At 72.0% G+C, this 21,877-nt stretch carries 20 protein-coding genes and 1 pseudogene; 11 read left to right on the plus strand and 10 right to left on the minus strand.

Features of this window, described 5'->3' with window-relative positions; all coding sequences use genetic code 11:
- Nucleotides 1-23: 23 nt before the first annotated feature.
- Nucleotides 24-1,304 (minus strand): aspartate kinase, encoded by a 1,281-nt coding sequence (locus ACFXOM_RS30085; RefSeq protein WP_384939700.1) that lies wholly within the window; start codon nt 1,302-1,304, stop codon nt 24-26.
- Between the two features lie 1,408 nt (nt 1,305-2,712).
- On the opposite strand from ACFXOM_RS30085, the pseudogene ACFXOM_RS30090 reads away from it, so the two are divergent.
- Nucleotides 2,713-3,185 (plus strand): annotated as a pseudogene (locus tag ACFXOM_RS30090) (diadenosine tetraphosphate hydrolase).
- 346 nt (nt 3,186-3,531) lie between these two features.
- Here ACFXOM_RS30090 and ACFXOM_RS30095 read toward each other — a convergent pair.
- From ACFXOM_RS30095 to ACFXOM_RS30105, 3 genes are all read right to left on the minus strand, one after another.
- A complete protein-coding gene (locus ACFXOM_RS30095) occupies nt 3,532-4,191 on the minus strand; it encodes a DUF5063 domain-containing protein (RefSeq protein WP_384939695.1) in 660 nt (219 codons plus the stop codon).
- Complete coding sequence (gene recR / locus ACFXOM_RS30100) at nt 4,184-4,783, minus strand: recombination mediator RecR (protein WP_266381078.1); 600 nt, start codon at nt 4,781-4,783, stop codon at nt 4,184-4,186. The genes ACFXOM_RS30095 and recR overlap by 8 nt, the downstream gene beginning before the upstream one ends.
- 74 nt (nt 4,784-4,857) lie before the next feature.
- Nucleotides 4,858-5,202, minus strand: a complete 345-nt coding sequence (locus ACFXOM_RS30105; RefSeq protein ID WP_384939834.1) for a YbaB/EbfC family nucleoid-associated protein — start codon at nt 5,200-5,202, stop codon at nt 4,858-4,860.
- Between the two features lie 285 nt (nt 5,203-5,487).
- Between ACFXOM_RS30105 and ACFXOM_RS30110 the strand changes: the two genes are divergently transcribed.
- The 3 genes from ACFXOM_RS30110 (at nt 5,488) to ACFXOM_RS30120 (ending at nt 8,044) form a co-directional block, all read left to right on the plus strand.
- Complete coding sequence (locus tag ACFXOM_RS30110) at nt 5,488-6,234, plus strand: SLATT domain-containing protein (protein WP_384939693.1); 747 nt, start codon at nt 5,488-5,490, stop codon at nt 6,232-6,234.
- A 278-nt stretch (nt 6,235-6,512) separates the two neighbouring features.
- Entirely contained in the window at nt 6,513-7,655 is a 1,143-nt protein-coding gene (locus ACFXOM_RS30115) for a phospholipase D-like domain-containing protein (protein WP_385040403.1), read from the plus strand.
- A 71-nt stretch (nt 7,656-7,726) separates the two neighbouring features.
- Nucleotides 7,727-8,044, plus strand: a complete 318-nt coding sequence (locus ACFXOM_RS30120) for a hypothetical protein (protein WP_385040405.1) — start codon at nt 7,727-7,729, stop codon at nt 8,042-8,044.
- A 169-nt stretch (nt 8,045-8,213) separates the two neighbouring features.
- Here ACFXOM_RS30120 and ACFXOM_RS30125 read toward each other — a convergent pair whose 3' ends face one another.
- The 4 genes from ACFXOM_RS30125 to ACFXOM_RS30140 form a co-directional block, all read right to left on the minus strand.
- On the minus strand, nt 8,214-8,864 hold the full coding sequence (locus tag ACFXOM_RS30125) for a hypothetical protein (RefSeq protein WP_384939833.1): 651 nt from the start codon (nt 8,862-8,864) through the stop codon (nt 8,214-8,216).
- 105 nt (nt 8,865-8,969) lie between these two features.
- Nucleotides 8,970-11,480 carry a dolichyl-phosphate beta-glucosyltransferase gene (locus ACFXOM_RS30130; RefSeq protein ID WP_385040408.1) on the minus strand — a complete coding sequence of 837 codons (2,511 nt, stop codon included), beginning with the start codon at nt 11,478-11,480 and terminating at the stop codon, nt 8,970-8,972.
- The gene (locus ACFXOM_RS30135; protein ID WP_384939685.1) at nt 11,447-12,127 is read right to left on the minus strand and encodes a GntR family transcriptional regulator; all 681 of its coding nucleotides are present in this window, start codon (nt 12,125-12,127) and stop codon (nt 11,447-11,449) included. The genes ACFXOM_RS30130 and ACFXOM_RS30135 overlap by 34 nt, the downstream gene beginning before the upstream one ends.
- 433 nt (nt 12,128-12,560) lie before the next feature.
- On the minus strand, nt 12,561-13,985 hold the full coding sequence (locus tag ACFXOM_RS30140; protein ID WP_384939683.1) for an aspartate aminotransferase family protein: 1,425 nt from the start codon (nt 13,983-13,985) through the stop codon (nt 12,561-12,563).
- Nucleotides 13,986-14,297: 312 nt separating this feature from the next.
- Here ACFXOM_RS30140 and ACFXOM_RS30145 point away from each other — a divergent pair, with 312 nt between their 5' ends.
- From ACFXOM_RS30145 to ACFXOM_RS30160, 4 genes are all read left to right on the plus strand, one after another.
- On the plus strand, nt 14,298-14,903 hold the full coding sequence (locus ACFXOM_RS30145) for a DJ-1/PfpI family protein (protein WP_385040411.1): 606 nt from the start codon (nt 14,298-14,300) through the stop codon (nt 14,901-14,903).
- A complete protein-coding gene (locus ACFXOM_RS30150; protein WP_385040414.1) occupies nt 14,900-15,439 on the plus strand; it encodes a MarR family winged helix-turn-helix transcriptional regulator in 540 nt (179 codons plus the stop codon). The genes ACFXOM_RS30145 and ACFXOM_RS30150 overlap by 4 nt, the downstream gene beginning before the upstream one ends.
- Before the next feature lie 232 nt (nt 15,440-15,671).
- A complete protein-coding gene (locus ACFXOM_RS30155; protein ID WP_384946284.1) occupies nt 15,672-17,444 on the plus strand; it encodes a serine/threonine-protein kinase in 1,773 nt (590 codons plus the stop codon).
- An 88-nt stretch (nt 17,445-17,532) separates the two neighbouring features.
- Nucleotides 17,533-18,195: a GPP34 family phosphoprotein gene (locus ACFXOM_RS30160; protein WP_384939675.1), complete on the plus strand. Its 663-nt coding sequence runs from the start codon at nt 17,533-17,535 to the stop codon at nt 18,193-18,195.
- A gap of 244 nt (nt 18,196-18,439) precedes the next feature.
- On the opposite strand, the gene ACFXOM_RS30165 is transcribed toward ACFXOM_RS30160, so the two are convergent.
- Nucleotides 18,440-19,564 carry a CapA family protein gene (locus tag ACFXOM_RS30165; RefSeq protein WP_384939673.1) on the minus strand — a complete coding sequence of 375 codons (1,125 nt, stop codon included), beginning with the start codon at nt 19,562-19,564 and terminating at the stop codon, nt 18,440-18,442.
- A gap of 233 nt (nt 19,565-19,797) precedes the next feature.
- Between ACFXOM_RS30165 and ACFXOM_RS30170 the strand changes: the two genes are divergently transcribed.
- Complete coding sequence (locus tag ACFXOM_RS30170) at nt 19,798-20,127, plus strand: hypothetical protein (RefSeq protein WP_384939671.1); 330 nt, start codon at nt 19,798-19,800, stop codon at nt 20,125-20,127.
- Nucleotides 20,128-20,218: 91 nt separating this feature from the next.
- Here ACFXOM_RS30170 and ACFXOM_RS30175 read toward each other — a convergent pair whose 3' ends face one another.
- Nucleotides 20,219-20,626, minus strand: a complete 408-nt coding sequence (locus ACFXOM_RS30175) for a hypothetical protein (RefSeq protein ID WP_385040417.1) — start codon at nt 20,624-20,626, stop codon at nt 20,219-20,221.
- A 154-nt stretch (nt 20,627-20,780) separates the two neighbouring features.
- Between ACFXOM_RS30175 and ACFXOM_RS30180 the strand changes: the two genes are divergently transcribed.
- A complete protein-coding gene (locus tag ACFXOM_RS30180; protein ID WP_385040420.1) occupies nt 20,781-21,617 on the plus strand; it encodes a Scr1 family TA system antitoxin-like transcriptional regulator in 837 nt (278 codons plus the stop codon).
- Entirely contained in the window at nt 21,614-21,850 is a 237-nt protein-coding gene (locus ACFXOM_RS30185) for a DUF397 domain-containing protein (protein WP_385040423.1), read from the plus strand. Before ACFXOM_RS30180 ends, ACFXOM_RS30185 begins: the two co-directional genes overlap by 4 nt.
- Nucleotides 21,851-21,877 lie beyond the last annotated feature (27 nt).

Consider the following 21,877-nt stretch of genomic DNA (forward strand, 5'->3'; position numbering starts at 1 on the left):
CACCGGGGTCCGGGGTGCGCGGGTCACCTTCCGGTGCCCCCGTAGACGACGGCTTCGTCCGAGTCGCTGTCGAGGCCGAAGGCGGTGTGGACGGCCTGGACGGCCTCCATCACGTCATCGGCGCGCGTGACCACGGAGATGCGGATCTCGGAGGTCGAGATGAGCTCGATGTTCACGCCCGCGTCGGACAGTGCCTCGAAGAACGAAGCGGTCACGCCCGGGTTCGTCTTCATCCCCGCACCGACCAGCGAGATCTTGGCGATCTGGTCGTCGTAGCGCAGCGACTCGAACCCGATGGCGGCCTTGGTCTTCTCGAGCGCGTCGATCGCCTTGCGGCCCTCGGTCTTCGGGAGGGTGAAGGAGATGTCCGTGAGACCCGTCGAGGCGGCCGAGACGTTCTGCACGACCATGTCGATGTTGATCTCGTTGTCCGCGATGGCGCGGAAGATCGCGGCGGCCTCGCCCGGCTTGTCCGGCACACCGACGACGGTGATCTTCGCCTCGGAGGTGTCATGGGCGACACCGGAGATGATGGCCTGCTCCACCTTGCGGGCTCCTTGCTCGGAGTGTGGTTCGTTGCTGACCCAGGTGCCCTGCAGTCCCGAGAAGGACGACCGGACGTGGATCGGGATGTTGTAGCGGCGCGCGTACTCGACACAGCGGTGCAGCAGCACCTTGGAACCGGAGCTGGCGAGCTCCAGCATGTCCTCGAAGGAGATCCAGTCGATCTTGCGGGCCTTCTTCACGACCCTCGGGTCGGCGGTGAAGACGCCGTCGACGTCGGTGTAGATCTCGCAGACCTCGGCGTCCAGCGCCGCGGCGAGCGCCACCGCGGTGGTGTCGGAACCACCGCGACCGAGGGTGGTGATGTCCTTCTTGTCCTGGGACACGCCCTGGAACCCGGCGACGATGGCGATGTTGCCCTCGTCCAGTGCCGTACGGATACGGCCCGGGGTGACATCGATGATGCGCGCTTTGTTGTGGACCGAGTCGGTGATCACACCCGCCTGGCTACCGGTGAACGACTGGGCCTCGTGCCCCAGGTTCTTGATCGCCATCGCCAGCAGGGCCATGGAGATCCGCTCTCCGGCGGTCAGCAGCATGTCGAATTCACGCCCGGCAGGGATCGGCGATACCTGCTCAGCGAGATCGATCAACTCGTCCGTCGTGTCGCCCATCGCCGAAACCACGACGACCACCTGGTGGCCGTTCTTCTTGGCATCGACGATCCGCTTGGCGACGCGCTTGATGCCTTCGGCATCGGCAACGGAGGAGCCTCCGTACTTCTGCACGACAAGGCCCACGTGCGCTCCTCGCTCGGTCTCTGCCGCAGTCTTTACTGCGGTCGGCTCAGTCTAACGAGCGGGCCGGGAACGCCCCCGGCGTATCACATCGCGAGATGTCCCGCTCACGATGTGTCCGTCCGCGGAGTGTCGTCGCGTAACTCCGCGAAATCCGCAGGACCGGGGATCCGCGGACGAGGCGTTCCTGGCCGCTCCGGCTGAGCGCATGCCCGCGCACGGCTCGGCTACGCGGTTTGTGGGGCGGCTCACACCGGACCGCCCGGCAGACGACTCCACCCCGGCTCGCTCCCACCGGCTCGGGAACGCCCGAACGTCGTATGCACGCCGCGACGGCGGGTGGGGCACCGCGCGAGCCCGCCCGCGACCACACGCCGGGGCGGGGAGCCGGTGCCGGCAGGCGGCAAGCAGCAGGCGGCAGGCGAGGCACCCGGGCGGACAAGCCCTGACGGGTACGGCGCACGGGTGCGCCGGGAACGTTCCACCCCCTGAAGCCCGGTGCGCGCCCCCGGGGGGCTCGGCACAGGGCCGGCGCACGTCGGTGGGCGGCTCCCCGGGCGGTCGGCCATGACACCGGGCACGCGTCCGACGGCCGGCAGCAACCACGCGCACACCGCGCACCCACGACGCGACGGAACACGAGGGGACGGGACCCGAGGGGACGGGGCGCGGCGCGAGCGGACGGACGGGACGCGAGGGGACGGGGCGGGACGCGAGGGGACGGGGCGGGACGACGGCGGGCCGCCTCGACGCCGACCACCCGCGACCACCCGAGGAGCACATGATCGCCGGACCTGAACTTCCTCGTCGCCCTCGACGCGCTCCTGGAGGAGGAGAGCGTGACCGGCGCGGCAGCCCGGTTGCCCCTGTCCGCGCCCGCGATGAGCCGCACCACGCCCACCATCACCAGCAGCACGATCGCGTCCCCTGTCCGCGCCCGCGATGAGCCGCACCCTCGGCCGGATGCGGGCGCGGCTCGGCAATCCCGTCCTCGTACGAGCCGGGCGGCGGATGGTGCCCAAACACCGGTCGCCGTGCAACTGCGTCCGCATATAGGGGCCGTTGTCGAGCAGGCCCGCGGCCTCTTGGGTCCCAGCCCCCGGCCCGGTGGCCGATCCCGCAGACCTGACCCGCCAGTTCACCGTGCAGGCCGACGACACGGTGGCCCGGCACCCGCGCAACGACGCGGATCCCGCCCGCCGGCGGCTTCGGGAGCGGGTACGGGCGGCGCTGCGCCCGGGCGCGCCAGGCCCCGGCCGTCCGGAGACGACAGGACGCCCCGTTGGCCCACTGCCCCGGCTTCGCTTCCGCCCCGGCGCACGGATCGCCGAACGGGCGGCCGGCCCCAAGGGCCGGCTGCACGAGGGGTGTCGGCCATGGCGGCGACGGTCGACGGGTAGGGTCTGCTGCCGTGGCGGACGATTGGCGTGAGGACCGGATCGGCAGTGCGCTCCGGGGTACGAACCCGTCGGTGCTCCGACGGCTCGGAGCGGGTTCGCGGTGATCGGGGACGTCCAGTTCCTGCCTGGCTATTCGGTGCTGCTGACGGATGATCCTGCGGTGGAACGGCTGTCGGACCTACCCCGGCACAAGCGGCTGGGCTTCCTGTCCGACATGGACCGGCTCGGCGAGGCGGTCGAACGCGCCTGCCGCCGACTGGACCCGGCCTTCCGGCGGGTGAACCTGGAGATCCTCGGGAACACCGACGGTTTCCTGCACGCCCACGTGTGGCCGCGTTACGCGTGGGAGCCCACCCATCTCGTGGGTCTGCCGGTGTGGTTGTACCCGCGGGAGAGGTGGAGCGACGAGACGTACGCGCTCGGTGTGCAGCACGACGGCCTGCGAGGGGCCATCGGCGAAGAGCTGGACCGGATCGCGGCCTGATGCGCCTGCCGGCGACGGCTTCTGTGCAGCTGAGGCTCCTGCCCGGCTGAGGCGCCTGCGCGCTGAGGCTCCTGCCCCGAAACCGCGGCGCCCACCGGCCGCTCCTGTGTAGCGCGGCGGTTTCGGGGCCGACCGCACGCGTCGTGCCGACCGTCCGTCATCGGCGTGCTGGCGCGGTGCAGACGGCTCTACGGGGACCGGCCACCGCAGCCCATCGAACGGTCAGGCCCGGCCCCGCGCTCCGAGACGTCGGGAGCCGAGAAGGACCAGTTCAGGACCTGAACAAGGCCTCAGGGCTTAGGGCTTCAGGGCCTGTTCTGCGAAAGGGCGTGTCGCCGAAGGGCCGTCAGTGCGCCGTACGCAGTCCGAGCGGCCCTGCGATCTCCTCCGCCATCACCCGCCCCGCCTCTTCCGCGAGGTCGTCCTCGGCCAGGTCCTCGTCCGTGTCCAGCCCGTCCAGCTCCTGCAGCGGCTGGTCGAGCCGGACGTGGGCGACCAGCGACTGGAGGGCGCGCAGCGTCGCCGAGGCCGTCGGTCCCCAGTTGGAGAAGTACGAGAACTGCCACCACCACAGCGCCTCGGTGGTGCGGCCCGCGCGGTAGTGCGCGAGGCCGTGGCGCAGATCGGTGATGACGTCCGCGAGGTTGTCGGAGATCCGGCACGGGACCGGCGCCCGGCGGGGCTCGTACGGGTCGAAGACCTCGGAGAAGACGTCGATCGGGTCCAGCAGCATCGCGAACCGCTCGCGGAGCTCGTCGACGTCCGCTTCGGGGCCGGTGTCCGTCTCGTACTGCTCTTCGGGAACGATGTCCTCGTGCGCGCCGAGCCGTCCGCCCGCGAGCAGCAGCTGGGAGACCTCCAGGAGCAGGAACGGCACCGCGCTGTCGGGCTCGTCGCCCTTCGCCACTTCCGTGGTGGCGACGATGAAGCTCTCGATCGAGTCGGCGATCTGGACCGCGAAGTCGTCGGGGTCCTGTGTGACGGAGTGCAGCGTTGCGTCAGACATCGAGAAGTCTCCTCCCCTCGAAGGCACGCCCGAGCGTGACCTCGTCGGCGTATTCCAGATCGCCGCCAACGGGCAGCCCGCTGGCGAGGCGCGTGACCTTCAATCCCATGGGTTTGATCATGCGCGCCAGGTAGGTGGCGGTGGCCTCGCCCTCGAGATTGGGGTCGGTCGCCAGGATCAGCTCGGTGACCGTGCCGTCCGCGAGCCGTGCGAGCAGCTCGCGGATCCGCAGGTCGTCGGGGCCGACACCTTCGATCGGGCTGATCGCGCCGCCCAGCACGTGGTAGCGACCGCGGAACTCGCGGGTCCGCTCGATCGCCACCACGTCCTTGGGCTCCTCGACCACGCAGATGACGGCCGGGTCGCGACGGGCGTCCCGGCAGATGGCGCACTGCTCCTGCTGTGCGACGTTGCCGCACACCGCGCAGAAGCGGACCTTGTCCTTCACCTCGAGCAGGGCGTGGGCGAGGCGGCGGACGTCGGTCGGCTCGGCCTGGAGGATGTGGAAGGCGATCCGCTGCGCGCTCTTGGGACCGACGCCGGGCAGCCTGCCCAGTTCGTCGATGAGGTCCTGAACCACGCCTTCGTACAACGGATCGCCTCTCTGGGATTGCTTCTGTGGTTACGGTAGTTGGTCAGCGTGCGCCTTTAGAAGGGCCGGACGGGCTAGAACGGCAGGCCGGGGATCCCGCTGCCGCCGCCCAGGCCCTGGGCCAGCGGCCCGAGCTTCTCCTGCTGCAGCTTCTGCGCGTTCTCGTTGGCGGCCTGGACGGCGGCGACGACGAGGTCCGCGAGGGTCTCGGTGTCCTCCGGGTCGACGGCCTTGGGGTCGATGACGAGGCCGCGGAGCTCGCCGGAGCCCGTGACGGTCGCCTTCACGAGGCCGCCGCCCGCGTGCCCGTCGACCTCGGTCGCGGCCAGTTCCTCCTGGGCGCGGGCGAGGTCCTGTTGCATCTTCTGGGCCTGCTGGAGCAGCTGCTGCATATTGGGCTGGCCACCACCGGGAATCACGGTCACTCCTGGCATTTCGACGACGGTTGTTCGGTAAACCGAGCCTACGTGGTCGCAGGGCGGCCCGCCCCACGCAGTGGCCAGCAACTCTTTCGAGTGAGAACGGCCGTCCTCCACCGGCCCGGCCCAGCCCTCGTGCGGGCGGATTTCCCGGGATCCGGCCCCCGCCGTCCACCGTTCGGCGGTAGGACTACCATGCGCACCGGTACCCGCGGGCGCACCGTATGTCACGCAGGGTTAGCACGGTGAGGTACGTCGTCACGCAGAGCGCAGAGGAGTGCCCCGGTGGGTCAGCCGGAGATGCAGCCCGGGGGGTCCGCCCGGGAGGAGGACGGGGTCCGGGAGAGCGGGAGCTCCCCGCGCCGCGACCTGACCGGACGACCCTTCCCGCTCGGCGACTGGGGCGAGCCGGCGGAGCGCCTCGACGAGCTGTACCGCTGGGTGGAGTCGAACGCGTTGCGCACGGCGGAGTGGTACCTGACCGACCGCGTCCGCAAGCGCCGCGGCGCCCGCCTGCTGCGGTCGGGCACGGCACTGGGCGCGATCGCGGGCGCGGCCCTGCCGCTGCTGGACCTGACGGGGGTGCTCGGGGGCGCAGCGGGCTGGGGGTACCTCTCGCTGGTGCTGGGCGCGGCGTGCCTGGCGTGCGACCGGTACTTCGGGCTGACGTCGGGCTGGATAAGGGACGTGGCGACCGCCCAGGCGGTGCAGCGCCGGCTGCAGACCCTGCAGTTCGAGTGGGCGTCGGAGAGCGTCCGCGAAGTCCTCGGGCCGACGGAGGGCACGGCGAGCGAGGCGGCGGAGCGCTGCCTGGGGGTGCTGCGACGGTTCTCCGAGGACGTCGCGGACCTGGTGCGCGCCGAAACCACCGACTGGATGATCGAGTTCCGCTCGGGCCCGGCGCCCCTGATGCTGCAGTCGGCGACGACGCCGGCTCCGCGCCAGGAGCAGGGCACCCCGCTCGGCCGCTTCCCGATGCCCCCGCCGACCCGCCCGAACATGCCGCGCCAGCGGCCGCCGGAGCCGCGGTAACGGCCGCGGCGGGGCGGAGCGGGCGCCGCGAAGCGGGCGGGGCGGAGCGGGCGTGGCGGAGCGGGCGTGGCGGAGCGGGCGTGGCGGAGCGGGCGTGGCCGGCCAGAAGGAACGGCCGCCACCGGCCCCGTCGGCGAGACGGCTCTGGCCGGACGCAACACCCCGTCGCGGCCCACGAGCGCGGCGGAAACCAGGTGGGGCACGAGCATGGCGAGATCGTGGAGAAGTGTGGTCTGATCCGGTGTTTTCCTTCGACACCGATCGCCTGGAGCCCGCACGTGCCCAAACGCCTCTTCACGACCGCCCTGTTGGCCGCCTCCCTGGTTCTCCCGAGCGCCGGCGTCTCGTCGGCGGTCGGCGCGCCCATCACCACGGGAGCCGTCTTCAACGACCCCAAGGGAACGACGGCCGAGCAGAACGCCGTCAAGAACCACATCATCACGGCGATCGCCAACACCCAGAGCGGGCGGCTGATCCGGGCGTCCCTGTACGCCCTCACGGACCAGGACTACGCGGACGCCCTGATCCAGGCGCACCAGCGCGGTGTCAACATACGGCTGGTCCTGGACGTCAAGTACAGCACCTCCGCCGCCGTGCAGAGCCTGCGGGCCGAACTGGGCACCGACACGTCCGCCTCTTCATGGGTCCACGTGTGCGGCGCCACCGGGGCCTGCATCGCGACCGGCGACAGCAATCCGATCAACCACAACAAGTTCTTCACCTTCTCCCGCATCGGCGACGCGGGCGTGGCCGAGGACGTGGTCATCCAGACCTCGGCCAACCAGACGGCCGTGAACGTCGCCAAGTACTGGAACAACGCGTACACCGTGGTCGGCAACACCGACCTGTACACGGCCTACGTCGGCTACTTCAACGACCTGGCCGCGGAGAAGCGCACCGACGACTACTTCACCAGCGGCAAAGTGGGGACCGAGAAGTACTACTTCTTCCCGCAGAAGACCGGGGACGTCATCGTCGACGTCCTCAACAACGTCTCCTGCACGGGCAACACCACCGTGGGCACGTCCACGCACCAATCCATCGTGCGGGTCGCAGCCTTCGCCCTGCATCGCGACGCGGTGGCCGACGCCCTCGTCTCCCTGGCCGGCAAGGGCTGCTCGATCCAGATCGTGTACGCCAACAGCAACGACGAGGAGATCCTCAAGGGCCACACCAACATCTCGCTGAGGAAGCTCAACACCGGCGACGGCTACCTCGTCCACTCGAAGTACCTCCTGGTCGAGGGGAACTACGCCGGCCACCCCGACACCAAGTGGACCTTCACCGGATCCCACAACCTGGACGACTCCTCGTTGCACGACAACGACGAGGCACTGCTGCGCCTGGAGGGCACGGCACCGCACGACGCGTACGCGCAGAACTTCGGCCTCCTGAACTCCTATGCCACCGACGTGTCCTGACGACACGGCGGACGTCCCCCGGGCCCCTTCCGCCGACCGGCGCCCGGCCCGTTTCCCTGCTGCACTCCCACGTGACGAGCGCAGGCGACGCCACGGGTGACGGGAGGCCCGACCTGCTCGCGACGTCCGGCAGCGTGCTGTGGGCCCTCAACGGCTACACGGGGGCGGGCCACGGGACGTCCGGGTGGCACACCGCGGACATCCCGATCGTCATCGGCAGCCCCGACGTCAGCGGGGACGGCGTCCCGGACGTCTGGGCCGTACGGGCCAACGGCAACGCGACCGCCTATCCGGGGAGCCGCAGCACGACGCTGAACACCACCGTCATCTGCAACGTCATCAGCAGCAGCGTCGGGACGACGTGGACGGGCCACACCGCCGTCGGGTGAAACCGCCGGGGCGACCCGAAGAGGAGAGGCGGCCCGTCGTACCGGACGGGCCGCCTCTTCTGCGTGCGGCGCGCACACCGGTCCGCGAGTCAACCAGTCCGCGGGTCAACCAGTCCGCGGGTCAACCAGTCCGCGGGTCAACCAGTCCGCGGGTCAACCAGTCCGCGGGTCAGCTGAAGATGATCATCGAGCCCTGGCCGAGGCTGCGCGTCGCAGCAGCGTGGAGGCCGAGCCAGACGTGGCGTTCGCGGGCGAAGGGGCTGTCGTCGTGCGGGATCGGTCCAGCCGGCTCCTCCAGCGAGGTGGGCCGGGCCGGAGGGGCCGGAGCCGACGGGGGGTTCGCGGGGTCGATGCCGATGGCCGGGGCGACGAGCTCGAGTTCGCGCAGGAGTCCCTGGGAGGACCCCAAGGGTCCACCCGCAGCGAGGAGTTCCTCGTTGGACAGCGGGGCGGAGAAGTCGACGGGCACATACGCGCCCGCGTGGTCGTAGTGCCAGACGAGGTGGGACCGCTGGGCGTTGGACTCGAACATCTCCAGGAGCTGCTCGTAGTCACCGCCCAGTTCGTCGACCGGCGTCACGGCCAGCCCGCACAGTTGGAGGAGGTACGCCCGCCGCAGGAAGTGCAGGGCGTCGTAGTCGAACCCGGCGACCGGGGCGACGTCGCCCGAGAGGCCCGGCATGTAGGCGAAGACGGGAACGGTGGGCAACCCGGCTTCGGTGAGCGCCTTGTCGTACGAGGCGATCTCCTCGGCGAAGGGGTTGTCGGGGCTGTGGCACAGCACGTCGACGAGGGGGACCAACCACAGGTCACAGGCCAAGGCGGGCTCGCTCTCCATCAGGTTCATCAGCGGTTGGGCGGACGGGTTCGTCAGCGGTTGTACGAGGGTCGGGACAGCGTAGTGCTACGAACACATCGCGCACAGTCAGCCGTCGCCGGTGCCGTGCAGGTCCCATACCCACACGCCACCGATCCGCTCACCCGGGCGGCCGAGCAGTTTGACGACGGCGGCGTACAGCGCCTCCTCATTGTCCTGTGGCGCCAGGACGACCACTCCCGCCCGCCAGTACGCGAGGTCCCTGCGGGCCTGGGCCCGCCAGTTGGGGCCGATGGGGGGCAGGGGTTTGCCGTAGCGGACGTCACGCAGGAGGCTGGAGGTGTGGCGGGGGGCGGCGCCGTAGATGCCGGTCCGCTCCGGTCCCCACGGGCCGTTGAAGTACCCGCCGGGCACCGGGAATCCCAGTCCGGTCGCCGACTGCCAGTGCAGGGCTTCCGCATCGCCCGGGTCGGGCAGCGGTACCGGCACCAGGCTCTCCCCGGGGCGCAGGTGGTCGCGGTAGGTGCCGTCCGCGATGAAAGCGGGGACGTCCGGGCGTTCCCGCACGGGGTACGGCGTGGGCGTGATCGGGAGCAGGGCCACGACCACCGCGGCCAGGCCGACGGCCCGGTACTCGCGGACCGCGGCCCGGTTGAGGCGGTCCACGGCCAGGGCCACCAGCATCCCCAGGGCGGGGGCGCAGATCATCGCCATGCGCGACTCGATCACCGACTCGAACAGCGGCTTGTCGGCGAGCCACTTCCACGGGCCGGTCAGCACCACGTCGGTGAACGGGATGCGCATGCGCGGCCCGAGGGACAGCAGACCGGCCGCGAAGGCCGTGGCCGCCAGGGCCCGGACCACGGCCAGGCGTGAGAGGCGGACGACGATGATCGCCGCGAGCCCGATCAGCGGCCAGCCGTAGAAGGCGTTCTGTTCGGTGCGGTTCATCGCGAGCGCATCGGCCCGGAAGTCCTGCCCGAGCAGCGACCGCCCGGAGAACTCCAGGAAGGCGCGCGGGCTGTTGCCGGCGTTGTCCCCGTGCAGCACGCTCGTGTAGCTCTGCGGCCCGGAGAACTGCCACCACAGCGGGAAGGCGACGAGCGGCAGCGCTACGGCCGCCGCGATGCCGATGCCCCGCAGCAGCGGTCGCCAGGCCGCCCGTGCTGCCTCGGGCCGCGCGAGCGCGTAGGACAGCGCGAAGAGCAGCATGCCGACGGCTGCGAGCAGCAGCGGCTCCTCGCCGAGGAAGATCTGGTACGTCGCGAACAGTCCGAGCAGCACTCCGTCCCGCACCACGCGGCGTCCCTCGCACAACCGCAGCGCCCGGTCGACGATCACCGGAATCATGCACAGGACGAGGAAGTTCGGGTGGGCGGTGCCGTGGGAGATCATCGGCGGCGCGTACGCACACAGCGCCGCTCCGACCGCGGCCGCCCGGCGGTCGTGCACGAGCCACCGCACGATCAGCCAGTACCAGGCGCACGCGGTCGCCGTCAGACCGAGGGTGAGCACGAGGGCCCAGGTGACGGTGGGGCCGAGGAGCAGGGTGACGGGGGTGAGCGGGGCGGACAGTCCCAGCATCACGGTGTTCGCCATCAGGTTCACCCCGTCGGGGTGGCCCTGCAGGGTCGTGAAGAGCGGATTGCGCAGGTGGGAGATGTTGTCCGCGGTCACCGCGAAGAACCATTCCCACTGGTTCTGGTCCTGCATCGAGTCGGCCAGGTAGCCGTGGTCGAGGTCCCACCAGAGGTTCTTGTAGAGCAGCACGGAGGCGAGCAGGAAGAGTCCCGTCACGGCCAGGTCCGCACGCCGCACACCGCGCGCCTTGAGGCGCAGGAGTTCCAGCAGCACCTTCGCGTAGTCCACGGCCCGCACCTTGGAACCGGCGCGGTGCGACCAGCGCACCGGGACCTCGGTGATCGGCCAGCCCGCGCGGCGGAAGAAGCTGAGGATCTCGACGTCGATCCCCCACCCCCGCAGACGGGCGTCCGCGAAGGCGGCCCGTGCCTTGTCGCCGTCGAAGAGCTTGAATCCGCACTGGGTGTCGCGGATGCCGGGCACGGCGACCGCGCGTATCAGTCGGTTGCCCAGGCGGCCCAACCACTCGCGCAGCGGCCGCTGGTGCACGTCGATCCGGGAGTCCGGGTGGGCGCGCGAGCCGATCGCCGCACCCGCACCCGCACCCGCACCCGCACCGAGTTGTTCGTCGAGCCGGTCCAGTTCCTCAATGGGGGTGGCGAGATCGGCGTCCGTGAGGAGGACGCGGCGGCCGTACGACGCGAGGACGCCGGTGCGCAGGGCGTGCCCCTTGCCCTTGTTGGGGCCGGCGCTGTCGATGACGTGGATGCGCGGCTCCTCGGCGGCCACCTCGCGGGCGATGCGTGCCGTGCCGTCGGTCGAGCCGTCGTCGACGACGATGAGCTCCCAGGATCCCCAGCGGTCCGGATCGGCGTTCAGGTGCTCGCGTATCGCGTCCAGGGTGGGGCGGAGCCGGTCCTCCTCGTTGTAGGCCGGGACGACGACGGTGAGGTCCACGGCCGGGTCCGAGGTACCGGCGGCGGCGCTCGTGGGATTCGGGGAGGTCACGACGCGTGCCGCTCCAGGTGGTCGGCCCATTGCACGGCGAGCTCGTTGTGGGTCGTGATCACGGCGCGGACCGCCTCGGCGTCGGCCGCGGCGATCGCGTCGACGAGTTCTTCGTGGCTACTCCACAGCCACTCGCGCCGCTCGGGATCGTCGCGCAGGTGGCGGACGGCGAACACCCAGGCCTGGACGCGCAACCTGTCCATGAACTCCGCGACGTAGCGGTTGGTGACGAGCGCGCCGAGCTCTCGCCAGAACCGCAGGTCGTAGCCGATCAGGACGTCCAGGTCACCGCCGCGGGCAGCGCGGGCGGCCTCTTCGGCACGGCGCCGTACGGAGACGAGGGCCGCTCCGCGGGCGGGGCGGGCGCGCGGAGCGCCCTCCTTGCGGAAGATGCCGTCGACGACGAGCGAACGGGCCTCGATCATGTCCCGGAAGTCGCCGACGGAGAAGCGGTGCACCTGGAAGCCGCGGTGCTGGACGGAGTCGAGCAGTCCCTGGCCGGTGAGGTCCACGAGCGCCTCGCGCACGGGGGTGGCGGACACGCCGTACTGCTCGGCGATCTGCTTGACGGTGAATTCCCGTCCGGGCTGGAGACGCCCGGCGAGCACCTCGTCACGGAGCGCATCGGCGATCTGCTGCCGCAGGGTGTTGCGGGTGACAGCTGCGCTCGCGGGCATGGTCTCGGTCCCCTCCGTCCGGTTCCGCACACCTTAAGCCAGGGATCGCCGACTCCCGTGCGGTCGCCGCGGTCCGTGCCTGCCGGCGGCCGGACGGCGGGCGGATGGCCAGGCCGGTCGGACGGCCGGGTGCAGAGGCGACGGTTCGTGTCGGAACGGCGGCGACCGGACACTCCTGCGGGACGTCGTCGCGCCGGAGTGTCCGTCCGGCTGTGGCGGACGCGACGGCGGAGGCCGACGCCCGCCGCGGCCGACGGCGCCGGGATCGGGAACGAGGTCGGGGCCGGGGTTCGAGTCCCGCCACAGGGTGCCGCGGCGGTCCTCCCGGTCGGCGAACGCCCCCGGTCCCCGGTCTGGCTCCGGGGCCGGGGACGCCGTCGCTCATCAAGGGCACCCGGCATCGGGCGTGGTGAGTCAGCGCGCGGCCGTGAGGTCAGCGCGCGGCCGTGGTGTGCTCGTCGGCGACGCTCAGCGCCGTGTCCAGGGCCGCGAGGCCCTCCTTGGCCTCCGCCTCGGTGATGTTGCAGGGCGGGACGGCGTGGGTGCGGTTCATGTTGATGAAGGGCCACAGGCCGTTCTTCTTGCAGGCCGCGCCGAAGGCCGCCATCGGGGCGTTCGCCTCCCCCGAGGCGTTGTACGGCACCAGCGGCTCACGGGTCTCGCGGTCGCGCACGAGGTCGAGCGCCCAGAACGCGCCCACGCCGCGCACATCGCCGACCGACGGGTGGCGCTGGGCCAACTCGCGCAGCCCCGGCCCGAGGACGGTCTCGCCGAGGCGGGCCGCCTGCTCGACGACGTGCTCCTCCTCCATCACCTGGATGGTGGCGACGGCCGCGGCGCAGGCCAGCGGGTGGCCGGAGTAGGTGAGGCCGCCGGGGTAGGGGCGCCTGTCGAAGGTCGCTGCGATCTCGGCCGAGATCGCGACGCCGCCGAGCGGTACGTACCCCGAGTTCACGCCCTTCGCGAAGGTCAGCAGGTCGGGCACGACGTCGAAGTGCTCCGCGGCGAACCACCTGCCCGTGCGGCCGAAGCCGGCCATGACCTCGTCGAGGACGAAGACGATGCCGTAGCGGTCGCACATCTCGCGGACGCCCGCCAGGTAGCCGGGCGGCGGGGCCATGATGCCGGCGGTGCCGGGGATGGTTTCGAGGATGATCGCCGCGACCGTCTGCGGCCCCTCGAACGCGATGGTGTCCTCCAGGTGCTGCAGCGCCCGCGCGCACTCCTCCGCCTCGGTGGTGGCGTAGAAGGGCGAGCGGTAGAGGAACGGCGCCCAGAAGTGGACCACGCCGGCGGAGGCGGTGTCGGAGGCCCAGCGGCGCGGGTCACCGGTCAGGTTGATCGCCGTGGAAGTGGCGCCGTGGTACGAGCGGTAGGCGGAGAGCACCTTCGTGCGGCCCGTGTGCAGACGGGCCATGCGCACGGCGTTCTCGACGGCCTCGGCGCCGCCGTTGGTGAAGAAGATCTTGTCCAGGTCGCCGGGGGTGCGCTCGGCTATGAGGCGCGCGGCCTCCGAGCGCACGTCGACGGCGAAGGCGGGGGCGAAGGTGGCGAGCCGCCCCGCCTGCTCCTGGATCGCTGCGACGACCGTCGGGTGCTGGTAGCCGATGTTGGTGTAGACGAGGCCGCTGGTGAAGTCGAGGTAGCGGTTGCCGTCGTAGTCCCAGAAGTACGACCCCTCGGCGCCGGCCACGGCGAGCGGGTCGATCAGCGCCTGGGCGGACCACGAGTGGAAGACGTGCGCCCGGTCGGCGGCCTTGACGGCCCGCCCGTCGTCCGCGACCGCCCTTCCGAGGGGGCTCGGGGCGCCGTTGTTCTTGTTGCCCGCCTGGGGGCCGGGCTCGACGTGAGGGGTCATGCGGGCAAGGTTAGAAAAGCTCCGGCACGGGTCGACATGGCCACCTTGTATGACCTCGGCCTCTTTCGTGGGCAAGGTGTCGTGCTGCTCGTGCGGACGAGGGTCGCACTGCGTGTGAGGGGCAGGACCGGGCCCGCGCGGGCGGCCGGGCGTGGCGGACGGCCGGGTGGTCGGCCGGATGGTCGGCCGGGTGGTCGGCCGGCCGGAACGCGGGGACGGAGGATATTGACAGCACACTGTCGACATGACAGCTTTCTGTCATAGCTGGGGTACACCGCCCCACGCCGATCCCTGAGGCCGAAGGGGGCCGCCATGATCGTCGACACCACGAGTACCGTCCATCTCGCCGTCTACGACACGTTCGCCGACTGGGAGACCGGTTACGCGACCGCCTGGCTCGCGCGGACCGGCCACCCCGTCCGCACCGTGGGACCCACCGCAGGACGAACCGTCACCACCATCGGCGGCCTGCGCATCCAGCCCGACCTGGCGCTCGACGACCTCGACCCGCGGGACAGCGCGATGCTCATCCTCACCGGCGCCGACCTCTGGGACGCCGGCGACGAACTCGCGCCGTTCGCCGCCAAGGCCAGGGAGTTCCTCGCCGCGGGCGTGCCCGTCGCCGCGATCTGCGGAGCCACCGCGGGCCTCGCCCGCGAGGGCCTCCTCGACGGGCGGAAGCACACCAGTGCCGTGTCGTACTACCTCGCGGCCACCGGCTATCGGGGCGGCGACGGCTACGTCGAGGCCGACGCCGTCACCGACGGGGACCTGATCACGGCGGGTCCGACCGAGCCCGTCGCGTTCGCCCGCGAGGTGCTCGGCAGGCTCGGAGCCTTCGAAGGCGGCAAGCTCGACGCCTGGTACCGGCTGTTCCACGACTCGGACCCGGCCGCGTTCGAAGAGCTCAACGCATGAGCACGGCCGAGCAGCCGAGCCGCGCACTCCAGGACATGCTCAGCGCCGCAGCACTCGGCGTCTTCCGGCTCAACGGCCAGTTCCTCGGGGTCGCCGAGGAGCTGGCCCGCCCGGCCGGGCTGACCGCCGCGTGGTGGCAGGTCCTCGGTGCGGTGCTGCGCGACCCCCTGCCCGTGGCCGGTATCGCTCGCACCATGGGCATCACCCGGCAGAGCGTGCAGCGGATCGCCGATCTCCTGGTCGGCAAGGGCCTCGCCGAGTACGCGCCCAACCCGGCCCACCGGCGCGCCAAGCTGCTCCGCCCCACCGACGAGGGCCGGGCCGCGGTCGAGAGGATCGGCCCCGGGCACGCGGACCTCGCCGCGCGGCTCGCGGACCGGCTCGGCACCCAGGGGTTCGCCGAGACCGTGCGGGTGCTGCAGCAGCTCACCGAGGCGATGGACGCGATCGCCACCCCGGAGCCCGATGGTCCGCCCCCTGCCCCCGCGGGCGCCGCCGATCCGGAGCGGTCCGCGCGCCCGGGCCGTTCCGGGTGATCCCGGCGCTACGACGGCGCGGCTCGGGGAACCGGCTGGGCGCTCACGGCTGTCTCATCACCCGGCGGTGGCGACGGATCACCCGGCGGTGACGGCGGACGGGCGCCCAGTGGCAGCGAGGTCGCATCCCGACCTCCTTCCCGCCTGTGGCTACCTGCGCCCGGCCCACTATTCTCGTGCGATCGAGCACGCGTGCACGCGCACAGCTACATCGGGGGAGGGCCGCTCGGCCATGGAGCAGCTGGCATCCGGAGACCCGCACCGCATCGGTGCGTACCGCCTGCTCGCCCGCCTGGGGGCGGGCGGCATGGGCCGGGTGTACCTCGCCCGCTCCGACCGCGGCCGTACGGTGGCGGTCAAACTCGTCCGCCGCGAGCTCGCGGAGCAGGAGGAGTTCCGCAGCCGTTTCCGGCAGGAGGTGGCCGCGGCCCGTCGCGTGGGCGGCACGTGGACCGCACCGGTGCTGGACGCGGACACCGAAGCCGCGGTCCCGTGGGTCGCGACCGGCTACATCGCCGGCCCTTCGCTGCACGCGGTGGTGTCGGGCGGCCCCGGTCCCGGCCACGGACCGCTGCCCGAGCGTTCGGTGCGTGCCCTCGCGGCCGGTCTCGCCCGCGCCCTGCGCGACATCCACAGCGCGGGCATCGTCCACCGGGACCTCAAGCCCTCGAACGTCCTGGTCACCATCGACGGACCGCGCGTCATCGACTTCGGCATCGCCCGTGCCTTGGAGACCGTCACGGACGGCGGACTGACCCGCACCGGCGCGCTGGTGGGCTCGCCCGGATTCATGGCACCCGAACAGGTGCGCGGCGAGCGGATCACCCCGGCGTGCGACGTCTTCTGCCTGGGCTCGGTCCTCGCGTACGCGGCCACCGGCCGACTGCCGTTCGGCTCGGCGGACAGCGGCGTGCACGCGCTGATGTTCCGGATCGCGGAGGAGGCACCGGACCTCTCCGACGTGCCCGACGGGCTGCGGGAGTTGGTCCAGGACTGCCTGCACAAGGATCCCGACGAACGGCCGGGCCTCGGACAGGTGCTGGCCCGCGCCGGTGCGGCCGAGGGCTCGACGGTTCCTTGGCTGCCGGGACCGCTCATCGCCCAACTGGGCAGCCACGCAGTGAGGTTGCTGGAAGTCGAGCACCCGGAGAACCTCCCCGATCCGATGGCCGCGCGCGGCGCGCCGAGTGCGCCGGCCGCGGGTGCCGCAGGCGGCGGGCGGGGGGCGCCGGGCGCGCCCGGTACACCGGGCGTCCACGCCCTCCCCACGAGGGCCGGCTCCCCCATGCCTCCCCACGGCCCGTTGCCGCCCCACACGACGGCCCCGTCGTACGGCTCCGTCCACCCCCACGGTCATGCCGTGACGCCCCCGCCGCCCTGGTCGCCGGCCGGCCACCAGGCCGGTTACACGACCCCTTACGGGCCGCCGGCCCCGGAGCCGCCGGCCCGCGGAATCCGCGGGACGGTGGCCCTCGTCGCCGTCGCCGTGGTCGTCGCGGTCGCGGCGGGCACCTCGGTCTACGCGCTGATGAACAACTCCGGTCACGCGAAGGCCCCGACGGCGTCCGGCTCGACGGGCTCCGCGGCACCGGACGCCCCGGAGTCCCCGACCCCACGGACGGAGGGGGGAGGGTCGGGCACCTCCCCCTCGCCGGCCTCCGGCACCGGGGCAGTGCCCGAGGAGTACGTCGGCACCTGGCGTGCCTCGTTCACCACCTCGGACGGCAGCACCAACACCCGCGTCATGACCATCGCCCAGGGCTCGTCCGGCACCACGGTCATGACGCTCACGGGGCAGGGCGCCGCCTACGAGTGCCGCTGGTCCGCCACCCTCCAGGCATCCGGCCCGCCCCTCGAACTCGGGCCCACGCAGGTCACGTTCGGAGATCGCCGGAGTTGCTCGCCGGGCCAGTGGAGCCGGCTGGACATGCCGGACGACCGCACGATCGTCCGCGAGCTCGTGGGCTCGGGCGGGGCACCGCTCACGTACACCAAGGTGGGCTGAGGCCGGACGCGGGACACTCGCAGGAACCTCCCCGGGGGGTCTCCGCGTCGTCCTCGGTGACGGACCGGCCCCGACGGGAGGAACTGGCGTGCACGTCACCCTCGGTGAAGAAGTCGCACTGCTGTCGCTGGACGAGGAGTCCGGCACCATGAAGAACCGTTCCGCCGCGGGCTGGGCCGTGGCCGGCGGCACCCTGCTGGAACTGGCCATGGCCGAACGCGTCAGCGTCACCGACGGACGCGTCGTCGTCATCGACGCCGCACCCACGGGGATCGCGCTGCTGGACGGACGGCTGGCGGAGATCGCTTCCTGGACCGAGCGAAGGGGCTGGGGAAAGGCCGGGAAGTGGCTGGCGAAGGACCATCCCGCGGCCGTGCGGGCGGCGGTGCACAGCCTGTGCGGCCGAGGCGTCGTCGTCGAGGAAAAGCTCCGCGCACTGGGCCTCTTCCCCGTGCGCCGCTACTCGGGGGCCGACGGCACGGTCGCACGCGAAGTGCGGGGCCGTCTCTCCGGAGCGGTACTGGGCGGCGGCACTCCGGATCCGCGTACCTGCGGTCTGATCGCCCTGCTGCACGCCGCGCGGCTGCACCCGCTCGCGTTCCCCGGCACGCCCCGCAAGAAGGTCGAACCGCGCATGGCCGAGATCGCCGAAGGGCAGTGGGCGGGCGCGGTCGTCCGGGAGGCGATCCGCACGATGCAGGCGGCGGTGGCCGCAGGGGTGGTCGCGGCGACGACGGCCTCGGGTTCCTGACGGCGGGGGAACGAATGCGGGCCCGGACGGCACCCACCCGGCCGGCACCCAACGGGGCGCCACCCCCGCTCCGAGCCCGCGGGGATCCCGCCGGAGCCCTGGCGATACCCCGGCGGACGGACACCCCGGGGCAGCGCCCGGGCTCCGAGCAACTCGTCCGAGCGGGCACAGTGGCCCTCGCTCCCGCCCAACGCCACCGCACCGGGACGCACGGCCGTCCCCCGCGGCCCTGCCGGAGGACCGCTCACCGGCGGTGCCACCTCAGCGTCAACCCCCCGTCCCCTCCCCACTCCGGCTCCACCACCGTCCCGAAGGGGCGCCCGGCTCGGCTGAGGACCTCACACAGCCACCCGCCGTCCGCTGCGGAAGCGTGCTGGAGCCTCATCCGGCGGGCTTGCATGGGGACGATCCGGAGTGCGGCCAGCTCCCCGGTCTCCGCGTCCAGTGACGGGAAGTACAGCAGCCGCAGGTCGTCGCGGTAGCGCTCGTAGCCGGCGATGCCCTCGTAGTCGTCGATGAGGTCCCCGCACCCGTACAGGACGAGCTTTCCCCGGTAGACCTGGATGGGCCGCGGGTGGTGGGAGGAGTGGCCGTGCACCACGTCCACCCCGCCGTCGACGAGCCGGTGCGCGAAGGCGGTCTGGCTCTGCGAGACCCCGTACCCCCAGTTCGACCCCCAGTGGATCGACACGACGCCGAGGTCGCCGTCCCGCTTCACCGCACGGAGCCTCCGTGCCAGTGCGTCCGCGCTCCGCTTCGAGAGGTCGGGCACGAAGTCGACGCCGGGCCGGTGCTCTCCGGCCGCCCACCGAGACGGGATCCCGGCGGACGCCATCCCGCACGAGAGCACGTGGACCCGTCCACCGCCCCCGGTGTCGACCGCCACCGGCCTACGCGCCTCGTCCGCGTCCCGCCCGGCCCCGGCCGGGCCCAGACCGGCGTCGCGGAGCACGTCCAGGGTCTGTTCCAGGCCCCGGCGCCCGAAGTCGAGCACGTGGTTGTTCGCCAGCGCGCAGACATCAGGTCGCGCCGCGGTGAGGCACGGCACGTTGTCCGGGTGCATCCGGTACGTCACGGCCTTGGCGGGGGCGAAGTCGTCGCTCGTCGTGACGCTGCTCTCGAGGTCGACGACGCGTACGTCGGGGGCCACCGCGTCCAGGACGTCGAGTGCGTCCCCCCAGGGCCAGGAGTAGTCCACGGGCTGCGGAATCGCACCGTTCACAGACTCGGCGAGGGCCACGTAGTCGCGGGCGTCGCGAACGTGCCCCTCCCGCAGGGCGGGGTCGCCGGGGTGCGGCAGGATCTGGTCGACGCCCCGGCCCGGCATGACGTCACCGCTCAGGAACAGCGTGACGAGGCCCTGGCCCATGCCTTGATTTTCCCACTGCCGGGCCCCGCACCGCCGGACGGCCCCGGTGACCGCCCGCCGCCCCGGGCGGAGCGGAGGGCTGCCGGTCCGAGCCGTGGCGGGGCTGTTCCCCGGACATGACCCCGGGGACCGGAACCCGCGCGCTTCGTGGCGCGTCCTTGCACATGGCGGGCACGCCGGGACCGGCGGGGACGACACCTTCCCGGCCGGGCGGGTAGCCAGGAGGAGGCGACGTGCGCGGACCACGGGCGGCGGGCAGGAGCGTGCTCGGACTGCTGGGACAGGCGATCGTGGTCCTGGGCGGGCTGGCGGTCCTGTGCACGCTGCTGGGCCGTACGATCGTGCTCGACCCGGTGGAAGAGGCGACCAACAGGGGCTGGAAGGCCCTGGCCTCGTCGCTCACGGAGGCCGTGGCACTCGGCTCGTGGGGCGCCGCGGTCTTCCTGCTGCAGATCGCCGCGATCATCGTCTGCTTCCGGGCCGGCAGGCTCATCCTGCACCGTTTCCGTGCGCGGACGGTGCACGCTGCGTCGCATCCCGGCCACGGTCGGGGTCCTGTCTGACCCGGCAGACCGTCCGGGCGGCGGTCACCGTCCCCGTGGGACGGGGTGCAGGGCACCGCCGTTCCTGGGCCCGGGACCGGTCGGTACCCGCTCAGCCCAGCAGCTGAGTCGCCGCCGTACGCAGCAGCATCGGGTGCACGAATCGGCGGTCGGCGGGCGGCAGGGACCACCACGCGAGTGGCCAGGTCGGCCCGTGCAGCGCCGGGACGGGCACGTAACCCACGCTGCCCGCAGCCGCGTTGAGACGGATGACCCCGCGCGGCCAGGACCGGTGGGCCGTACTGCCCGGCGGCAGCAGGAAGAACACGCCCCGGCAGCCGTTCGCCTCGCTGACGATCGGGCCCGGGTCGCCTCCCGTCATCCGGTCCATGAGATCGGCCAGCCGCTGCCCGTCGGCACCGTCGACGCGCACCGCGTCGACGTGCACGCCGGCCTTGCGGAGCTGGAATCCGGACACCGGAATCCACTCCAAGTCGAGTTCGTGATTCTCCGCATTCACGGGGCCAGTCTGGCGCCGCTCGGATAGCGTTTTCTACGGCCTTGCGAGGTGGTCGCACACCGCTTGACCTGCGCGAACTCACCTTGATCCGGGTCGAGTCCGGCGGGGATGAGTCGTGACCGGTTGAGTCCGGTTGAGTCGAATGGTGATCGCAATGGCGCGAGCGGAGAACAAGGAAACGGCGGGTCCGACGACCCGTCTGGTCGCGGACATCGCCCGCAGGATGCGGGCGCGGAAGGGCTGGACGCAGGAGCAGCTCGGCAGGGAGCTGGGCTACACGGCCGCCGCGGTGAGCGCGATGGAGACCTGCGCCCAGCCCGCGAGCGACGCGATGCTCGTCAAGCTGGAGCAGGTGCTCGGCGACGGGACGGGCATCTTCGAGCAGGCGCGGGAGTACGTACGGCTCGACACGTACCCGGCGCAGTTCAAGAACTACGCCCTGCTGGAGCAGAAGGCGGTGGGCCTGCACCTGTACGCGACGCTCGTCGTGCACGGGCTGTTCCAGACGGAGGAGTACGCACGGGCGCTGATCGGCGGAGGCTATCCGCCGCTGCCGGAGGACCGGGTGGAGGAGCTGGTCGAGGCCCGGATGGCGCGGCGGGCGCTGTTCGTGCGGGAGCCGGTGGCGCTGGTCGAGCTGGTGCTGGAGGAGTCGGTGTTACGCCGGACCATCGGCAGCCACGAGGTGATGCGTGGCCAGATGCGGCATCTCGCAGAGTGCGCGCGGCGGCGTAACGTGACGTTGCAGGTGCTGCCGCGGGACTGCGGGCTGAGCGGCGAGTACGCGGGTGGCCACGGCGAGATGACGTTGGTGGCGACCCCGGAACACGACCACCTGGTCTACCTGGAGTCCCAGGAGGAGAGCCTGCTGATCAAGGACCAGGGAAAGGTGAGCAGGTACTCCCAGCGGTATGCGAGGATCCGGGCACAGGCCCTGGATCCCCGCGAATCGCTGGGCCTCATCCAGCAGTTGGCAGGAGAGCAGAGATGACCGACAGCCTGCGTTGGTTCAAGTCCAGCTACAGCAACGCCAGCGGCGGCGAGTGCATCGAAGTGGCCTTCGACTGGCGCACGTCCTCCTACAGCAGCGACAGCGGCGGTGAGTGCGTCGAGGTCGCCGCCTGCCCCCACACCGTCCACGTCCGCGACTCCAAGGTCGCCGACGGCCCCGCCTTCGCCGTCGCCCCGGACGCCTGGACGGCGTTCCTCGCCTGGGCGGAATGACCCGGCGGTGCGGGCCCGGCCGTGTGC

The organism is Streptomyces sp. NPDC059169 (genome assembly GCF_042755225.1).
Taxonomy (GTDB): domain Bacteria; phylum Actinomycetota; class Actinomycetes; order Streptomycetales; family Streptomycetaceae; genus Streptomyces.